The 17,614-nt window shown below is 47.7% G+C and carries 14 protein-coding genes; 9 read left to right on the top strand and 5 right to left on the bottom strand.

What is annotated here, in order from left to right; all coding sequences use genetic code 11:
• The first annotated feature begins 9 nt into the window (after positions 1–9).
• Entirely contained in the window at positions 10–2,121 is a 2,112-nt protein-coding gene (locus CHL1_RS12435) for a cellulose biosynthesis cyclic di-GMP-binding regulatory protein BcsB (RefSeq protein WP_250933192.1), read from the top strand.
• Positions 2,118–2,981, top strand: a complete 864-nt coding sequence (locus CHL1_RS12430) for a GGDEF domain-containing protein (RefSeq protein ID WP_250933190.1) — start codon at positions 2,118–2,120, stop codon at positions 2,979–2,981. Before CHL1_RS12435 ends, CHL1_RS12430 begins: the two co-directional genes overlap by 4 nt.
• A gap of 59 nt (positions 2,982–3,040) precedes the next feature.
• Here CHL1_RS12430 and wecB read toward each other — a convergent pair whose 3' ends face one another.
• Genes wecB through coaBC form a run of 5 tightly spaced genes read right to left on the bottom strand, consistent with a single transcriptional unit; the run spans position 3,041 to position 7,789 of the window.
• Entirely contained in the window at positions 3,041–4,162 is a 1,122-nt protein-coding gene (wecB, locus tag CHL1_RS12425) for a non-hydrolyzing UDP-N-acetylglucosamine 2-epimerase (RefSeq protein ID WP_250933188.1), read from the bottom strand.
• A 40-nt stretch (positions 4,163–4,202) separates the two neighbouring features.
• Positions 4,203–5,360 (bottom strand): hypothetical protein, encoded by a 1,158-nt coding sequence (locus tag CHL1_RS12420; protein ID WP_250933186.1) that lies wholly within the window; start codon positions 5,358–5,360, stop codon positions 4,203–4,205.
• Entirely contained in the window at positions 5,344–5,823 is a 480-nt protein-coding gene (locus CHL1_RS12415; RefSeq protein WP_228882877.1) for a threonine/serine exporter family protein, read from the bottom strand. Before CHL1_RS12415 ends, CHL1_RS12420 begins: the two co-directional genes overlap by 17 nt.
• Positions 5,824–5,825: 2 nt before the next feature.
• Complete coding sequence (locus CHL1_RS12410) at positions 5,826–6,590, bottom strand: threonine/serine exporter family protein (RefSeq protein WP_148638695.1); 765 nt, start codon at positions 6,588–6,590, stop codon at positions 5,826–5,828.
• The gene (gene coaBC / locus CHL1_RS12405; RefSeq protein ID WP_250933184.1) at positions 6,590–7,789 is read right to left on the bottom strand and encodes a bifunctional phosphopantothenoylcysteine decarboxylase/phosphopantothenate--cysteine ligase CoaBC; all 1,200 of its coding nucleotides are present in this window, start codon (positions 7,787–7,789) and stop codon (positions 6,590–6,592) included. Before coaBC ends, CHL1_RS12410 begins: the two co-directional genes overlap by 1 nt.
• Positions 7,790–7,960: 171 nt before the next feature.
• On the opposite strand from coaBC, the gene CHL1_RS12400 reads away from it, so the two are divergent.
• From CHL1_RS12400 to cimA, 7 genes are all read left to right on the top strand, one after another.
• Positions 7,961–8,590, top strand: coding sequence for an ECF transporter S component (locus CHL1_RS12400; protein ID WP_070370557.1), 630 nt, complete (start codon positions 7,961–7,963; stop codon positions 8,588–8,590).
• Positions 8,591–8,746: 156 nt separating this feature from the next.
• Complete coding sequence (locus CHL1_RS12395; protein WP_250933182.1) at positions 8,747–10,744, top strand: bifunctional metallophosphatase/5'-nucleotidase; 1,998 nt, start codon at positions 8,747–8,749, stop codon at positions 10,742–10,744.
• A 178-nt stretch (positions 10,745–10,922) separates the two neighbouring features.
• A complete protein-coding gene (locus CHL1_RS12390) occupies positions 10,923–11,402 on the top strand; it encodes a nucleoside deaminase (RefSeq protein ID WP_228882886.1) in 480 nt (159 codons plus the stop codon).
• Positions 11,395–12,534: a DUF362 domain-containing protein gene (locus CHL1_RS12385; protein WP_250933180.1), complete on the top strand. Its 1,140-nt coding sequence runs from the start codon at positions 11,395–11,397 to the stop codon at positions 12,532–12,534. Before CHL1_RS12390 ends, CHL1_RS12385 begins: the two co-directional genes overlap by 8 nt.
• 692 nt (positions 12,535–13,226) lie before the next feature.
• Entirely contained in the window at positions 13,227–14,219 is a 993-nt protein-coding gene (gene ilvC, locus CHL1_RS12380; RefSeq protein ID WP_070370560.1) for a ketol-acid reductoisomerase, read from the top strand.
• Positions 14,220–14,422: 203 nt separating this feature from the next.
• Entirely contained in the window at positions 14,423–15,967 is a 1,545-nt protein-coding gene (locus CHL1_RS12375) for a 2-isopropylmalate synthase (protein ID WP_228882889.1), read from the top strand.
• A gap of 15 nt (positions 15,968–15,982) precedes the next feature.
• Positions 15,983–17,566 carry a citramalate synthase gene (gene cimA, locus CHL1_RS12370; protein WP_228882892.1) on the top strand — a complete coding sequence of 528 codons (1,584 nt, stop codon included), beginning with the start codon at positions 15,983–15,985 and terminating at the stop codon, positions 17,564–17,566.
• The last annotated feature ends 48 nt before the right edge of the window (positions 17,567–17,614 follow it).

Raw genomic sequence — 17,614 nt, 5'->3', positions numbered from 1 at the left:
GAGGAGAAAATGAAACGATCGACGATTACAATAGTTTTGCTGGTTTTGCTGTTGGGGCTATTGATTGAGCCGGCCAGTGCGGCCAACTATGGTGGGGTGCCCCAGTCTGATCTACGGACCGAACCCCAGACCTTTGTCACCAGTTTTTCGGATCAATCGATGAAGGGTTTGTTTTCGACTGCCGAACAAACCTTCTGGATTGCCAAAGACTGGGATGTGGAAACCGTCCTTTTGCATCTGGAATACCGGGCCACCCAATTGGCAGACACCCAGCTATCCAGTCTGACGGTGGCCATTAATGGGACATATTTTTATTCATTACGGCCGGCTGATAATTCCGGCAGCCGGCATGGCATTGATATTTATGTACCGCTGGAGTTGCTCCAGCAAGGTTACAATAATATCCGGATTGATGGCTATATGCGAACCCAGAATGCCCTGCCCTGTGTGGATGATGTCAGCGAAGCTAACTGGTTGGATATATTCAAGGAATCAACCGTTTCGGTACGATTTGATAAAAACGCTTTTACCACCAGTATTGCCGCCTTCTATAATCGTTTTTTTGAGGTGGATGCTTTGCGCTATGGAGAATCGGCTTTTATCATTTCGGATTCAGACAGTCCGGCAGAGCTCAACGCAGCTTTGTTGGGAATTTCCGGGATATCCAACCAGACGATTTATACGGACGGGTATTTTCCGATTTTAACATTTAGTGATCCTGCAGGGAATCTTTCCCGGAACCGTATCATCATTGCCCGGTATGACCAGTTACCGGAAAACTACCGGAACCAGGCTGACCAGAACGGTATCGATGATGAGAATGCTGTGCTGGTTTTGCTTAATGAAGGGTCAGGAATTAATACCCTGATCATTACTGCCAAAAACGACGTGGCCCTGATCAATGCCGGTAGGATGTTGGGAAACCCGGCCTTGATGAACCAGTTGCAGGCGCCGGTAAAATTGCTGGGAAAAACCGAAGATATTAAAACCGAAGTCTATGAAGCGGAAACCTATATCAGTTTTGCCGGTTCAGAAGGAAGCTATTACAATGGAGCCTTTCATCAGGTCAAGGAGTTTACCATCAATTACCCGGCCAACCGAAGTCTGACCAATGCCAGTGAATTTTACCTGAATTACCGCTATTCAGAAAATCTCGACTTTGACCGGTCGCTGATGACGGTATCTATCAATGATGTTCCCGTCGGCAGCAGAAAACTCTCTCAGAGTAAGGCGGGCGGCGATGAGGCCACCATCCCGATTCCCATCGACATTGATATTGGTAGTTCCTTCCAGGTCAAGGTAACCTTTGATCTGGAAATAAAAGATCTGTGGTGCAGCTTGCGGCAGGGGGACATGCCCTGGGCCTACCTCACGCCAAACACAATGTTAAAAATTAACTCCGTGACCAGTCAGGATCTGATTTTTGAAAACTATCCAGCCCCCTTTGTGACTGATTACAGTTATAATGCGGTCAGTTTGGTGGTGCCGGATCAGCTGGATGGTGAAACCGCCAACCTGCTGGCCAAAATGTTTCGGGTGATGGGACGCTATACCAGAGGAAATACCGGGGAGTTAACGGTTCTTTACCCTGACGAAATGAATGAAACAGCACTCTATTCTAATATTATTGCGGTGGGAACCTACCAGAATAATAGTTTTATCAAGAGTAACAATGACAAGCTGTACTTTCAATTTGGCGAAGATGGCACCACCTTCTTGTCCAATGAGAAACTGGTCATCGACCCAACTTACGGCAAAACCCTGGGGTCGGCCCAGCTGTTGACTTCCCTGTACAGCAAACCCGGTCGGGCCAGCCTGATGGTGGTGGCCCCGAATCAGACCGGTCTGGTGGCGATTGGCAATAATCTGGGCGAAATGAAAAACCTGGGGCGATTATCGGGGGATGCTGCGTTAGCCGATACCAATGGCAATGTCCAGAGTTATCGCTTTAAAGCACCGAAAAATCCCACCATTGCGGTGGTACAGCAAATTTCGGTAAACCAGGAAGCCCAGATTTTTCTGCTGGTCAGCATTATGGTTATTATTCTGCTGGCAGCAGGTCTGATTATGGTGGTAAGGAAGAACGGCATTGAGCTTAAGAAGGGAGGTTGGCGAAAATGAAAAATCGGGATCATGTATTATCTGATCTGGGGATTGTATTTTTTCTGGTACTGACCTTCGTCACCATTACCTTTACCGCCCAGGATGCTGACCATTATGTTCAAAACCTGGTAATGTTGAATGTGACCTTTCTGGTGATCTTAATTACTTATTTCAGCAATATCACCCTGGGTCTGGTGACCAACGGCGTGGTGATATTTTTCTATATCTCCTATACGATTTTTCTGGTGCTGGTAAATGGTGAGCCGCTGACCGCCTCCTCCTATTTCTGGATTGTGCTGTTGCCCCTGTATACCTATGTCGTCAGCTTGATGACCAGCAGAAATCAGGCGCTACAGAATCGGGTTAATGAACTTGAAGATGAAAATGTCAGCTTATCGACGGTGGATCCGGACACCGGCCTGCGAAACTTTCGGACCCTGGTCAGCGATGCCAAAATTTTTATTGGGATGTCAAAGCGGGGACAGATCGAGTTATCCCTGATGATGATCAAATTTCGGCACTATAAAGAGATCAAACGAATTCTGGGTGAAGAACGGCTGCCGTTGTTCATCCGCCAGATGACTGAGGTTATGCATCGCAGTCTCCGGGCGGAGGATACCCTGTACCTGATTGAAAAAGAGGATATCACCTTTGGTCTGTTTTTGATTACCGATACCGCCGGAACCAAAATTGTTGAAAAGCGGATCAGAGATCATATGAAAACCGAAGAGTTTTATACCATTACAGCCCCCTACGAGGTGGAAATTGATTTAAAAATCGGGGTTTTTCATTGTGACAATTGTAAGAATGGCGAGATGGTTTCGCCGCTGGAATTTATTGAAAAGGCCCGAAAAGAAATGGAATACGATGTCGGCTAAGGGGAAAACCCGGAGATTGCAAAAGACCAGTTATTGCGTCACAATAGCTGGTCTTTTTATTATTTATTAAAATAAGCCGCAATGGCCTGACAGATGCGCAAGGCGGCCTTGCCGTCGCCATAGGGGTTGACAGCCTGGGCCATGGTCTGGTAAGCCAGAGGGTCATCCAGCAGATGCTGGGTGATCCGGATGATATTGGCTTTCTCGACCCCGCCCATGACAACGGTTCCGGCGGCGACGGCTTCCGGGCGTTCGGTTTCCTTACGCAGTACCACCACTGGTTTTCCCAGAGCCGGAGCTTCCTCCTGAATGCCGCCGGAATCGGTGAGCACTAGATAAGCCCGGCCCATCAGGTTGGACATATCCCCGTAATCAAGTGGTTCAAGAATATGTACCCGGTCAAGATCTGCCAATAGTGGCAGTGCGGTTTTGGCAATTTGTGGATTGGGGTGCATTGGAAAGACGACTTCCACATCCGGATTATTCAGTACCAGTTCCCGGATGGCCGAAAAAATCTCTACCATCGGGGCACCAATATTTTCCCGGCGATGGGAAGTCAATAAGATGACCCGGCGTGTATCATAGTCAATGGCGTTAAGGAGCGGGTTGGCAAAATGGTAGTTGTCCTTGACGGTCATTAATAAGGCATCAATGACCGTATTCCCGGTAATGACGATCTGGTTTTCGGGAATGTCTTCGCAGATCAGATTATCCCGATTGCCGGGGGTCGGCGAAAAATGCAGATCCCCCAGCTGACTGATCAGGGTGCGGTTCATTTCCTCCGGGTAGGGGGAGTACTTATTTTTGGTTCGCAAACCAGCTTCGACATGGCCAATCGGGATTTGTTCATAAAAAGCCGACAGGGCTGAAGCAAAGGCCGTGGTGGTATCGCCATGAACCAGAATCATATCCGGGGATTCAGTCTCAAGAATTGGTTTCAGTTCATTGAGAATACTGGCCGTGAGATAACAAAGGGTTTGACCGGGCTTCATCAGATTCAAATCATAATCGGCGGTGATCGCAAAAAGTGCCAGCACCTGATCCAGCATTTCCCGGTGCTGGGCTGTCAGGGTGACCAGGGTCTGAAAACGGGGATCTTTTTTTAAGGCAATCACCAGAGGCGCCATTTTGATGGCCTCCGGCCGGGTTCCAAAAAGAATCATGACTTTAATTTTTTTCATTTTACTCCCTCTCATCATGTTTGTCATATCGTCGAAGCGTTCACTTGTTATAAACCAGACCCAGCAGAGCCTGGAGGTTGTCGTAGGAATAGGCGTTATTGTTGTAGCCGAAACCGCCGTATAAGGGACTGAGGGGATCGCTGTTCTGATGCTTTTTAAGCTGGCTCAGGGCGTTGCCGGTCAGGAATTCATTCCCCAGGGCAGCCCCGATCTGAGCAGCCAGGCCGTAGGCGGCTGATGACTCCTGAGTATCCAGGGTGGCCCCGGTTTGGGAATCATAATTGGAATAAAGGGTTCCGCTAGCGGTACGCTCTTCCAGCCAGTCGATGGACTGCTGCGAATAAATCCCGACATGAGCCAGATTTAGCATCACCATCAGGCTATCCAGAATGTTTATTTTTCCATCAGCATCGGTATATATTCTTTTAGAGGGATCATAGCTTTTATGGTAAAGTGGCAAGCTTTCACTAATAAAGCTACCCAGTAGAATCTCTTGGTTGGTGGTGACTGCCGCGGCCATTTCAGGCTTGGTCGCCGCCAGCGTCTGGATGGCCGAAAGATTGATATAGGCCACCTCCACGGTTTTATCCTGAGTGGGGTTGGTACTGCTGTAATAATTAACCAGGTAGCCGGATTGAAATCCCTTAAAAGGCAATTGAGTTTCCAGGGTTTTAAAAATTTTTGCGGCGGCATCATTATGAGGCCATTGGTTTTTGGCCAGAGCCAGGGTCTGGTAAATCCGCAGATCATCAATGGTGGCTGAGACGTCGGTGATCGGATCACTGTTTTCAACGATCCGCCACAATAAGATATCATCAACCATCAGATAATTTTTAATATAGTTGGCAGTGTCGTTAAATAGTTTTTGATCACCAGTTAAGCGGGCATATTCCAATAACAGTCCCATCGATTCAGAAAGTACTTCATGACCAGCTGATAAGTCCCCGGTTTGGGCAGTGCTCTGATAATTGGTGTAAATACCGCCATATGGTGAGGTCAGGTGATCGTCGATAAAGGCCCGACAATTAAGCGCTTCCCGGGAAAGCGGGTCGACTGGAATCAGCGGTTCCGAAACAAGGGTGGTGTAATTAGCCAATTTAGTATTATCCTCGGTGTGGGGCAGAAAATTTCCCCAAAGCAAAACAATCAAGCCGGTCAGGACAACAAAGACAAACAATCGTTTAAGCGTTTTTGCCATGTTTTAGCTTCTTTCCTATTTTTGAAGAACTGCGCAGCATCACTTTACGAACCAGGTTGACCGTTGAAGAAATCATAATGATCCCCACGGCCAGGGCACCCGAAATCAGCAGGGTGTGGACCCCGGTGGTGATGCCAAGATCCATTTCGCCGTTGATAAAATAGAGCATCGTATAGTAAATGCCACCACCGGGAACCAGTGGAATCAGGGCTACCGCCAAATAAATGGTGGTCGGCGATTTGGTCAACCGGGCCAGCACCTCAGCATAAAGGGAGATGGCAATGGTAGCCAGCAGATAGAGAATGACATCATTGCTGATGACCAGCTGAAAAACCACGTAAACCAGTTGGCCCAGCAGCCCTCCCAAAGCCGAAAGCAGCAGCTTGTTGCGGGGAATATTAAAGACGATGGCAAAGGCCAGGGAGGCTCCAAAGGCGTATAAACAGGGTGTGATATAATTCATTTTCAACCTCCCCAGAATGGTCGCAACAGACTTAGTGGAACTGCAACCCCGGCGGCAATGGCGGCGCCGATCAGCAGTGCTTCAATGCCTTTGGTCAGTCCGGAGAGATAGTCCCCGGCAATAATGTCCCGGATCGAATTGGTGATCGCCAGCCCGGGTACCAGGGTCATAATCGAACCGATAATAATGGTGTTCATATTGGTGGTCAGACCCAGTCCGGTGGCGGTTACCGCCACCGTGGAGGCGATGAGTCCACCAACAATATTGGTAAAAAAAACATTGGCTTCAAAGCGTCCCATAATATCCATTTGCAGTTTAATGCCAATACCAATCAAAAATCCGATTCCGCTATCGACCAGGCTGCCGCCAAAAAAAAGCGTGAACATCTGGGAAATAAAGGCAAAAGCCAGGACATGAAGATAATAAGGATAAGAAGGGATGGTGTCGATGCGCCGGATTTCTGCGATCAGGTCTTTGTAGTTGGTGGGTTCATAGCAGATCTGACGGGATAAATGATTAATTTCCGAGACCTTGGTCAAATCAATTTTACGGGTGTGAATTCGTTGGGTTCGGGTCAGGGGAACCTCCCCCTCCAGGGTAACCGAGAGTATGATGGTGGTGGGCACAACAAAAATTTCTGCTTCTTTGGCGCCCAGGGCAATACTGATCCGATGCATCGATTCCTCCACCCGGTAGGTTTCAGCACCATTGGAAAGGAGGATCACTCCCATTTCCATGGCTACATGACTGAGCTGGGTAATGGTCATTACAGTTCGTCCTGGATGGCGTCAAGAATCCGGTGGGCGACCGCATCCTTGGACAAAAGAGGCAGGGCTTCGGTTTTTTCCAGGGTGATAATTGTCACCCGGTTGGTGGTGGTATTAAACCCGGCGCCTTTTTCCTTTAAATTATTGGCCACCATCATATTCACATTTTTGAAATAAAGCTTTTCCTTGGTATTTTCGATCATGTTTTCAGTTTCCATCGAAAAACCGCAGATAAACTGGTCGGGACGTTTCTTTTCACCGATGGTTTTTAAAATATCAATCGTTGGCGTCAGATGAATGACTGTCTTTCCATCCCGTTTTTTGATCTTTTCCGTGGCCACATCGCTGGGTTTGAAATCCGCAACGGCAGCAGCCTTAATAACAATATCGGTAGCTTCAAAATGATCCATTACCTGGGAGCACATGTCACTGGCGGAAACAACCGGAACAACAGTGACAAAGGCCGGGGGTGTGATGGCGGTTTTGCCGGTGATCAGGGTTACATTGGCACCTCGCAGCATCGCTGCTTGGGCCAGGGCATAACCCATTTTACCGCTGGAATGATTGGTGATGTAACGAACCGGATCGATGGCTTCACAGGTGGGACCGGCAGTGATTAGGATGTTTTTGCCCTTAAGATCATGGAAAAAGGCAATTTCCCGAAGAATATGGTTGATCAGTAGTTCTTCATCGGGAAGTTTGCCAGTGCCGACATCCTTACAGGCCAGCATCCCCACCGCCGGATCGATGATCTGATAACCCAGTTTTTTGAGACTGTTCAGATTATTCTGAACAATCGGGTTTTCGTACATGGCGGTATTCATGGCTGGGGCAATCAGCTTGGGACAGTGACAAGCCATGATGGTGGTGGTGAGCATATCGTCAGCAATCCCGGCATTGATTTTTCCAATGACATTGGCTGAAGCGGGTGCCACCATAAAAAGATCGGCCCGTTTGGCCAGACTGATATGGGCCACATCATAACGGATATTGCGGTCAAAGGTGTCCACAATACACTTATTACCGGTTAAACTTTCAAAGACCAGGGGGGCGATAAATTCCTGGGCGTTTTTGGTCATGATGACTTGAACATCGCAGCCCATTTTGGCCAGACTGCTGGCCACATTGGCCATTTTATAAGCGGCGATGCTTCCGGTAATACCCAGAACAACGGTTTTATTTTTTAATAGATTTTTCATCGGCTTTCCTTTTCCAACTGTTTTCATTAATTTTCATAATCATTATACCAAACCCGGGGGCCAGAAGTAAATCCAGGATCAAAGTAAATTTTTATTGAAAATAAATAAAAAAGACGTTAAAATATAGATGCATTGTATCCGGCTTGACTGGAACGATAGCAGGAGGTAAAAATGAAAAATATCAAGACCAAGGATTTGGTCAAGTTATCCTTTTTTGTGGCGATTATCGTTTTGTTGGCAGTTACCCCATTTCTTGGTTATATCCCGCTGGGATTCACCCGGGCGACCATCATTCATATTCCCGTCATTATTGGCAGCATTATGCTGGGGCCGTTTTATGGTGCTTTTCTGGGATTTGTTTTTGGACTGACCAGCCTGATCAATAATACCTTTAACCCGACGGTGACGTCCTTTGTGTTCACTCCCTTTTATTCGCTGGGAACCTATTCCGGTAACTTCTGGAGTCTGGTGATCTGTTTTGTTCCCAGAATTCTGGTTGGTGTGGTTCCTCATTATGTCTACACAGGCATGAAAAAGATAAAAAACAACGATGTCTTGGCGCTGGGCTTTGCCGGGGTAGCCGGATCGCTGACTAATACTCTACTGGTGATGAATTTTATTTATCTGTTTTTCGGACAGAGCTATGCTGAAGCCAAAAATGTGGCCGTGTCCACCTTATACGGTGTCATCCTTTCGGTTATCGCCATCAATGGTTTGCCGGAAGCGATTGTAGCGGGAATACTCACAGTCGCCATTTGTAAGGCGTTGTTGCGGTATACCGGAAAACCGGCGCTGCAATAAGTCTTGGTACATAAATTTTAAATTTGCAAAAAAACTGTTTTGGGTTTACTCCCCGGAGCAGTTTTTTTATTTAGTAAATCGGTTTTATTACTTTGCGATCCCGTAGAAAAAATATATAATGGGTATAAAATACCAGAAAGCCAAAAAGGAGTTGTGATGAAGAAGATTAACAAAGTTCTTGGTTGGGTATTGGTGTTAATGATGGTTACTGGCTGTTTTGGCACCACCGCCTTTGCCGCCACCGTCAACGACGATCAGACCATCACCCTTAAGATCATTCATACTAATGACACCCATTCCCGTTATAGTTACAGTGTTAAAAACAACACCATCGGTTATGCCAAGCTTAAAACCATCATCAATCAGGAAAAGCCCGATCTGGTGGTGGATGCCGGGGATATTTTTCATGGCCAGTCCTTTGCCACCATCGAAACCGGCGGTTCGATTGCCGAACTGATGGCAGCGGTGGGTTTTGATGCCCTTGCACCCGGCAATCACGATTTTAATTATGGCAGCGCCCGGTTACTGGAGCTGAGCACCATGGCCAATACTAAAATTTTAGGCAACAATGTGACCTATAGCGAATCCGGCAAGCCCTTTTTTAGTGACGATTATCTAATTAAAGACATTGTTGTGGATGGTGAAGTCATCCGAATTGGTGTCTTTGGATTGATCAGCCCGGATATTTACTCCGATACGGCCCCGGCCAATGTGGCGGGGTTGACCTTTGGTACCCGGGAATCGGTGCTGGTCGCCGCTCAGCAATCGGTGGCGGCGCTGGAAGCCCAGAACTGCGATGTGATTGTTGCCCTGACCCATATCGGTGATTCGGATAATGGCACCTTAATGCGCAGTGATGCCATCGCCGAGGGCGCCCCGGGAATCGATGTGATTGTTGATGGTCATACCCATGATGTCGAAAACCGCGAAGTCAACGGCACCCTGATTGTTCAGACTGGCTGCTACTCCAGTGCCGTGGGTGAGGTTGAATTGACACTGAAAAAAGCAGTGGCGCTGGCGGGCCGGATCGAAGTTCCGGAAGCGGAGAATTGGGAAGTAGCACCAACCGAAACAGTAGCAGCCAGCGAAACCGCAGCGGATGACGAAATCACGGCAGAACTACCTGAACTGGAAGTGTCAGAAGAAATCCCAGCGGAAGCTGGATGGGAAGCAAGTGAGAGTGATGAAACCGACGTCGAAGGAATCCAAGTTTCAGATGAAGAACGTATCGAGTCGCCGACGCCAGAGATTCAACTTGATGCGACGGAAGTTACCTATACGGTTGTGAGTAAAACCGAAAACCTGACGACCGTTGCTCAGGCAACCGATGAGTTGATTCCCGCTGACCCAACGGTAACAGCCTTAACAGCAGCGATTGAAGCTCGGGAAGATCCCATCAAAAAACAGGTGGTTGGCAATACCCCGGTTAAACTGGGCGGTGCCACTGAGGATATCTGGCAGGATGTCCGGCTGGGTGAGTTGAATCTCGGTCGAGCCTTATCTGATAGCTATCGCTTTGTTACCGGTGCTGAAATTGCTGTGGAAAATGCCGGGGGAATCCGGGCCCAGATTCCAGCCGGGGAGATCACCAAAGGTCAGGTGATCGACGTCCTACCCTTTGGTAATTATCTGGTGACCAAGCAGGTGACCGGAGCAGACATCAAAAAGATGCTGGAAACCAGCATCGAAATCGGTGTTAACAACCAGATTGCCAAAGACAAAAATGACAATTCCTGGCCCGGCAACAGCGGCAGCTATCTTCAATGGAGTGGCATCACCGCCGCCTATGATTTAACGAAACCAGCGGGCCAACGGGTGTATTCGGCCAAGGTCGGTGGAGTGGATTTGGACCCCAATCGCACCTACACCCTTGCCTGCAATAATTATCTGGCCACCAGCAAAGACTACCCGGGCTTACAGGCGGCAGCCATCATCAATGAGTATTCAGCCTGTGACGAAGCCTTTATCAACTATCTGCAGAACGCTGGTAACGACCGTTTTATGGCAGCTATTAACACACCTAATGTAACCGCCGGAACCGCCCCGCAACCGGTACCCAATCCGCAGCCAGTGCAACTGGGCCAAAAGCAGTCGGCCAATAATCCCCGTACCGGCTATGGACAATGGGGCTGGGGACTTGTTTTAGGCAGGTAATTACTAAAGTGTGCGGAGCTTTGCTGCCTGTTTACATCAAAAAATTTTCACACTGTTCGGCCTACAGGCTGTGGCCTGTTCGCCTACACGTTACAAAATTGTTTATGAAAACAGACATCAAAGCAATCGAGTTTTTCGGTGTAAATTACCGAATTGCTTTGATGTTCAATGAAGGGAGGTGCCATCTATCGACAAAAAATACAGCTTTCAGGAGCTGATGGCCCTGGCCATCGAGACCGCCAAAGCCGGGGCCGAAAAAGGCGAGGTTCCCATCGGGGCAGTGCTGGTTTGCGATGGCAAGATCCTGGTCCGGGCCCATAACCAGAAAGAAAGTCTGGCCGACCCAACTGCCCATGCCGAAATGCTGGTGATCCGGTCCGGGGCCGAAAAACTGGGGCGCTGGCGGCTGGACGACTGTCAGCTCTATGTTACCGCCGAACCCTGTGTGATGTGTATGGGGGCCATTATTCAAGCCCGGATTCCGGTGCTGGTTTATGGTGCTGCCGAAAAGAAATTTGGCGGGGTCGAATCGACGGCCCGGCTGGGCCAACACCCGATGCTCCCCAAACAGATGGCAATCTACCCGGGTATCTGTGAACAAGAATGTGAAGAAATACTGAAAGATTTTTTCAAACAAAGGAGAAATGAAGATGAGTAGCAAATCAAAGGTGTATTTTACGACCTTACGGACAACGGGTTCTAATAATATTTTAAAAAAGCTGGAAAAACTGGTCACTGCTGCTGGCATGACCGAGATTGATTTTGAAAACAAATTTGCGGCCATAAAGATCCATCTCGGTGAACCGGGAAATCTGGCTTATCTGCGTCCCAATTATTCCAAAGTAATTGTTGACATGATTAGGGAAAAAGGTGGCAAGCCATTTCTCACCGACTGCAACACCCTTTACGTCGGCCGGCGAAAAGACGCTCTGGAGCACATGGATGCTGCTTATGAAAATGGCTATAATCCCTTTGTTACCGGATGTCATGTAATCATTGGCGATGGTTTAAAGGGCACCGATGATATTGAGGTGCCGCTTGCTGGCGGCGAATGTGTTACCAGTGCCAAAATCGGCCGGGCGATTATGGACGCCGATGTCTTTATCTCAATGACCCATTTCAAAGGCCATGAAAACACCGGCTTCGGCGGGGTCCTGAAGAACATCGGAATGGGCTGCGGTTCCAGGCGGGGTAAGATGGAAATGCATTCCAACAGCAAACCCTTTGTTAAAGAAAAGAAATGTCGCAGTTGCAAGATGTGTGGCAAAATCTGTGCCTTTGGGGCCATTTCCTATCGGGTCGAGGATGGCAAAGCCCGGATCAAGGATGAGCTCTGCGTTGGCTGCGGTACCGCTGTATTGGGGTCTGTCCCTTTGATGCCATTTCGCCCAAAATATGATGAAAGCAATGATGTCCTCAATAAAAAAATTGCTGAATATACCAAGGCGGTGGTGGATGGGCGCCCGCAATTCCACATCAGTTTTGTTATTGACGTGTCACCCAACTGCGATTGCCACGTTGAGAACGATCTGCCGATTATCCAGGATGTCGGCATTTTTGCCTCCCTCGATCCGGTGGCTTTGGATATGGCCTGTGCGGATGCCTGCAATAACGCCCGGATTCTCCGGGGCAGCTGCGCCGAAGAACGAATTGTTGAACATGAAGGGCATGATCTGTCCAATATGGATGTATTCACCCTGGTTCATCCGGATACCAACTGGAAGGTCTGTGTCGATCACGCTGTCAAGCTGGGGCTGGGCAATAAGGAATATGAAATCACCGAGGTTTAAGAGTTGGCTTTACAATGGTTCAAACTAGAAACCGATATCATGATTTAACAGATATTTTGTGATTGACAAAGGCAGAATAAATCGATATAATGACTCAAATACTTAAAGTAAGTAAAATAATAATCAAATAAAACAACTGCTATGACCAAGAGAAAGATACCAAGGATTGTATTGAAGAGAGTTGGAGGATGGTGTGATTCCAATAGTACAATGGTATGTAATACTCACTTGCGAGCTGCCAACCTGAACATTTACCCAATTAGTAGGGAAGGCCGTGATCCCGTCCGGGATGTCAACGTTAAATGACTATGGTTAGGTTCGCCTTGCGTTCAGACCAGAAGAGGAAATAGTTGTAAAGCTATTTTAAATTTAGAGTGGTACCGTGGATACTTATATCCGCCTCTGTTGTTATACAGAGGCGGATTTTTTTAGTTTATAAAGCTATGCGGCTAAGCATATTAAACAAAAAGTAAGTACTGACAATTGTTACATCATGTTGTTTGCATCAGAGCGGACAGGTTGATAGACCTGTTCGATTCTGCAGCAAACAACAGATTAACAAGGGTCTGACCCCTTGGTCATTGGTCGGTACGGTTTACACAACTAACGTGAGTATATAATGGTCACATCAAGTGAATTTATATAATTAGAAAATTAAATTATTAAAGCATTTCAAGGAGGAAATTTAAAAAATGGCAAAATTATTTTACGATGCGGATTGTAATCTGGGGTTACTCGATGGAAAAACAGTTGCAATTATTGGATACGGAAGTCAGGGTCATGCTCATGCCCTGAACCTGAAAGAATCAGGGGTCAATGTCATTGTTGGTCTGTATGAAGGCAGCAAATCCTGGGCGATTGCTGAAGAAGCCGGTTTAAAAGTTATGACTGCCGCTGATGCCACCAAGGCCGCAGACATTATCATGATTCTGCTTCCTGATGAAAAACAGGCTGCCATCTATAAAGAAAGTATTTTACCAAACCTCGAAGCAGGCAACAGTCTGGTATTTGCTCATGGTTTCAATATTCACTATGGTCAAATTATTCCCCCAGCGGATGTGAATGTCTTTATGATTGCTCCCAAAGGACCAGGACATACCGTCAGAAGTCAATATCAGGAAGGCCGCGGTGTACCATGTTTAATCGCAGTTTACCAGGATCCATCAGGAAATACTCACGATCTGGGTCTAGCTTATGCTTCCGGAATCGGCGGTGGTCGGGCTGGTATCCTTGAAACAACCTTCAAAGAAGAAACTGAAACGGATCTTTTCGGTGAACAAGCTGTTCTTTGCGGCGGGGTTACTGCTTTAATGAAAGCTGGTTTTGAAACTTTAGTTGAAGCTGGATACCAACCAGAAAGCGCCTATTTTGAATGTGTTCATGAAATGAAACTGATCATCGATTTAGTTGTTCAGGGCGGACTGGGCTACATGCGTTATTCCATCAGTGATACCGCTGAATATGGTGATTACATCACGGGCAGCAAAATTATCACTGAAGAAACTAAAAAAGCCATGAAGGGTGTTCTTAATGACATTCAGGATGGTACCTTTGCCCGTAACTGGATCCTTGAAAACCAGGCCAACCGCCCATACTTCAACGCTGTAAGACGAATTGAAACAGAAACTCAGGTAGAAAAAGTTGGCGCAGAATTACGAACCATGATGTCCTGGATTAAAAAATAACAGACACAAAAAGGATAACCCAGTACCGACAATTGTTACATCATGTTGTACGCATCGGAGCGGACACGGTGTAGCCTGTCCGATTCCGTAGCGAACAACAGATTAACAATTGGTCGGTACGGTAGTTTATCGACAACCTCAAAGGCAGAAGTCCTTCTGCCTTTTTTTATAACAAAAAAACAAAATAATTAGGAGGAGATGCAATGAGCAGAATAGTAAAAATATTTGATACCACCCTTCGAGATGGGGAACAGTCACCGGGTTGCAGTATGAACCTGAAAGAAAAATTAGAGATGGCGAAACAGCTCGAACGCCTGAGAATTGACGTCATTGAAGCCGGGTTTGCCATTGCATCTCCTGGTGATTTTGAGTCGGTTCAACTGGTTGCCAATGAGATTAAAAATGCCACGGTGGCCAGCCTGGCCCGCAGTACCGAAAAAGATATCAGTACCGCCTATGAAGCCTTAAAAGGCGCAGTGAATCCCCGGATTCATTACTTTTTGGCAACCTCGGATATCCACATGGAATACAAGCTGCGGATGTCCCCGGAAGCGGTGCTGGAAAAGGCCATTGCCATGGCCAAATTTGCCCGTAACCTGTGTGGTGAGGTGGAGTTCTCGGCTGAAGATGCCTCCCGAACCCGGCCGGAATTCTTATACCGGGTGCTGGAAGGGGTTATCAATCAGGGGGTTACCATTGTCAATGTCCCGGATACGGTGGGTTATACGACTCCCGGTGAATATTTTAAATTTATCGAAGGCATTCGCAACAACGTTCCCAACATTGATAAGGCTACCATTTCTGTTCATGTCCATGACGATTTGGGGCTGGGGGTCGCCAATTCGCTGGCGGCCATTCAGGCTGGCGCCGGTCAGGTGGAATGTACCGTTAATGGCATCGGCGAACGGGCTGGTAATGCCGCCTTGGAAGAAATTGTCATGGCCCTCAAAACCCGTTATGATGTTTACCAGGTCGATACAAATATTGACACCACCCAGATCTACCGGTCCAGTCGCTTGTTATCCAAGTTAACTGGGGTTCGGGTTCAGCCCAATAAAGCGATTGTCGGCGAAAATGCTTTTGCTCATGAATCCGGCATTCACCAGCACGGGATGATGGCCAATAAAGAAACCTATGAAATTATGACACCGGAATCGATCGGTTTAAAAGAAAACAAAATGGTGCTGGGCAAACATTCTGGCAAGCATGCCTTTGTGGATAAGCTGACCTCACTGGGTTATAGCCTCAGCGAAGAGGAGATCCTGGATTTATTCAATCAGTTTAAGGTTCTGGCCGACAAGAAAAAAGTCATTTCCGACAAGGATATTTTGGCCCTGGTGGAACAAAAACAATTGGCAATACCCGAGGTTTATTCGCTGGACCGTTTTGTCATCAGCACAGGGAACACCATTTCCACTGCCGCCACCATCCGCTTGCGCAAAAATGGTGATCTGATTGAAGGTGTGTCCCTGGCGGATGGGCCAATCAGTGCCGGATTTAAAGCCATTAGCGAATTGGTTGACTGTGAATTGACCCTGATTGATTATGGGGTGACGGCGGTTACTGACGGAACCGATGCCCAAGGTGAAGCCCAGGTCAAAATATCCGATGGCACTCATGTCTACCATGGCCGGGGGCTCAGCACCGACATTATCGATGCCAGTCTGAAAGCTTATGTTGACGCCGTGAACCAGATGCTTTATATCAAAGAGAGTCAAGGTCAGGAAGAATTCGGTTCAAAACTGTGATAAGGGGGAATTGGCATGTCAGAAAAAATATTAGTCTTTGATTCAACGCTGCGAGATGGAGCCCAGGCCGAAGGAATTTCCTTTTCGGTGGAAGATAAAATCCGGGTCGTCGAAACCCTGGACAAAATGGGGATTGATTACATTGAAGCCGGAAATCCTGGCTCCAATCCTAAAGATATTGAGTTTTTCAATCGCATCAAGGGGATCCACCTTAATCATGCCAAACTGGTGGCCTTTGGCAGCACCCGGCGGGGCGGCATTGCCGTTGAAGATGATGCCAACTTAAAAGCCATTTTGGAAACTGAAACCCCGGGGGTAGCCATCTTTGGAAAAAGTTGGACCTTCCACATCACCGACATCATCAAAACCACCCTGGCTGAAAACCTCAAAATGATCGAAGAAACCATGGCCTATTTAAAGGCCCAGGGAAAAGATGTGACGTTTGATGCCGAGCACTTCTTTGACGGTTATAAAAATGATCCGGCTTATGCCATCGAAGCCCTGCTGGCCGCTCAGGAAGGGGGAGCTGATTGTTTGGCTCTTTGTGATACTAACGGCGGCACCCTGCCTTATGAAATTCAGGAAATCGTCACCACTGTCCGCCAGAAAATGCGGATTCCCTTAGGCATTCATTGCCATAACGACAGTGGGCTGGCGGTGGCCAATTCATTGATGGCCGTTCATGCTGGCGCCCGTCAGGTTCAGGGAACCTTCCTGGGCTATGGTGAACGCTGCGGCAATGCCAATTTGGCCACCATTATTCCGAATCTGCAGTTAAAAATGGGTTTCCATTGTCTGGCTGATGCGGAACTGCAAAAATTGACCTCCTCGGCCATCCGGATCGCCGAAATTTCCAATTACGCCCTTACTGGTCGGGAGCCCTTTGTCGGAAAGTCAGCCTTTGCCCACAAGGGTGGCATGCACATCGACGCTGTTATGAAAAATCCGGCCTCCTTTGAACATGTTTCGCCAGAAGCAGTCGGCAACGAACGGCGGATTCTGATGTCCGAAGTTTCTGGCCGTAGCACCATTATCCAGCTGATCAACGAGGTTGACCCCAGCCTGACCAAGAAGTCCGACGAAACCACCCGGGTGATGGATCGCATCAAAGAGCTGGAATACCAGGGCTATCAGTTTGAAGGGGCCGAAAGCAGCGTCAAACTGCTGATCCGCAAAGAGCTGGGTCTGCACAAGCCATTTTTCACCCTGGAAGATTTCAAAACCATTGGTGAACAAACTCATACCAAAGAAGCTCTTAGTTCCTCCGCCGTGGTTAAAATCAACGTCGACGGTCAATCAGAGATCAATGCTGCCGAGGGGGATGGCCCGGTTAATGCCCTGGATAAGGCGCTGAGAAAAGCGCTGGAAGTCTTTTACCCCAAAATCAGCGAGGTGCGCCTGACCGACTTTAAGGTCCGGGTCATTGATTCCAAATCGGCTACGGCCTCCAAGGTTCGGGTGCTGATTGAAAGCTCTGATGGCATCGACATCTGGACCAATGTCGGGGTGTCCACCGATATCATCGAAGCCAGCCTCATTGCCCTGATTGATTCCATTGAATATAAGCTACTTAGCGATGAAGAACGGGAAAATAAATAAATTAAACGATCATCTAAATTACAAAATTATTTTGCAAAACGAGGAGAA

This window comes from Acetobacterium wieringae (assembly GCF_023700225.1).
In the GTDB taxonomy this organism is placed as follows: Bacteria; Bacillota; Clostridia; order Eubacteriales; family Eubacteriaceae; genus Acetobacterium; species Acetobacterium wieringae.
Note: the sequence above shows the minus strand (reverse complement) of the source record. Positions and strands in the feature narration are given on the sequence as shown.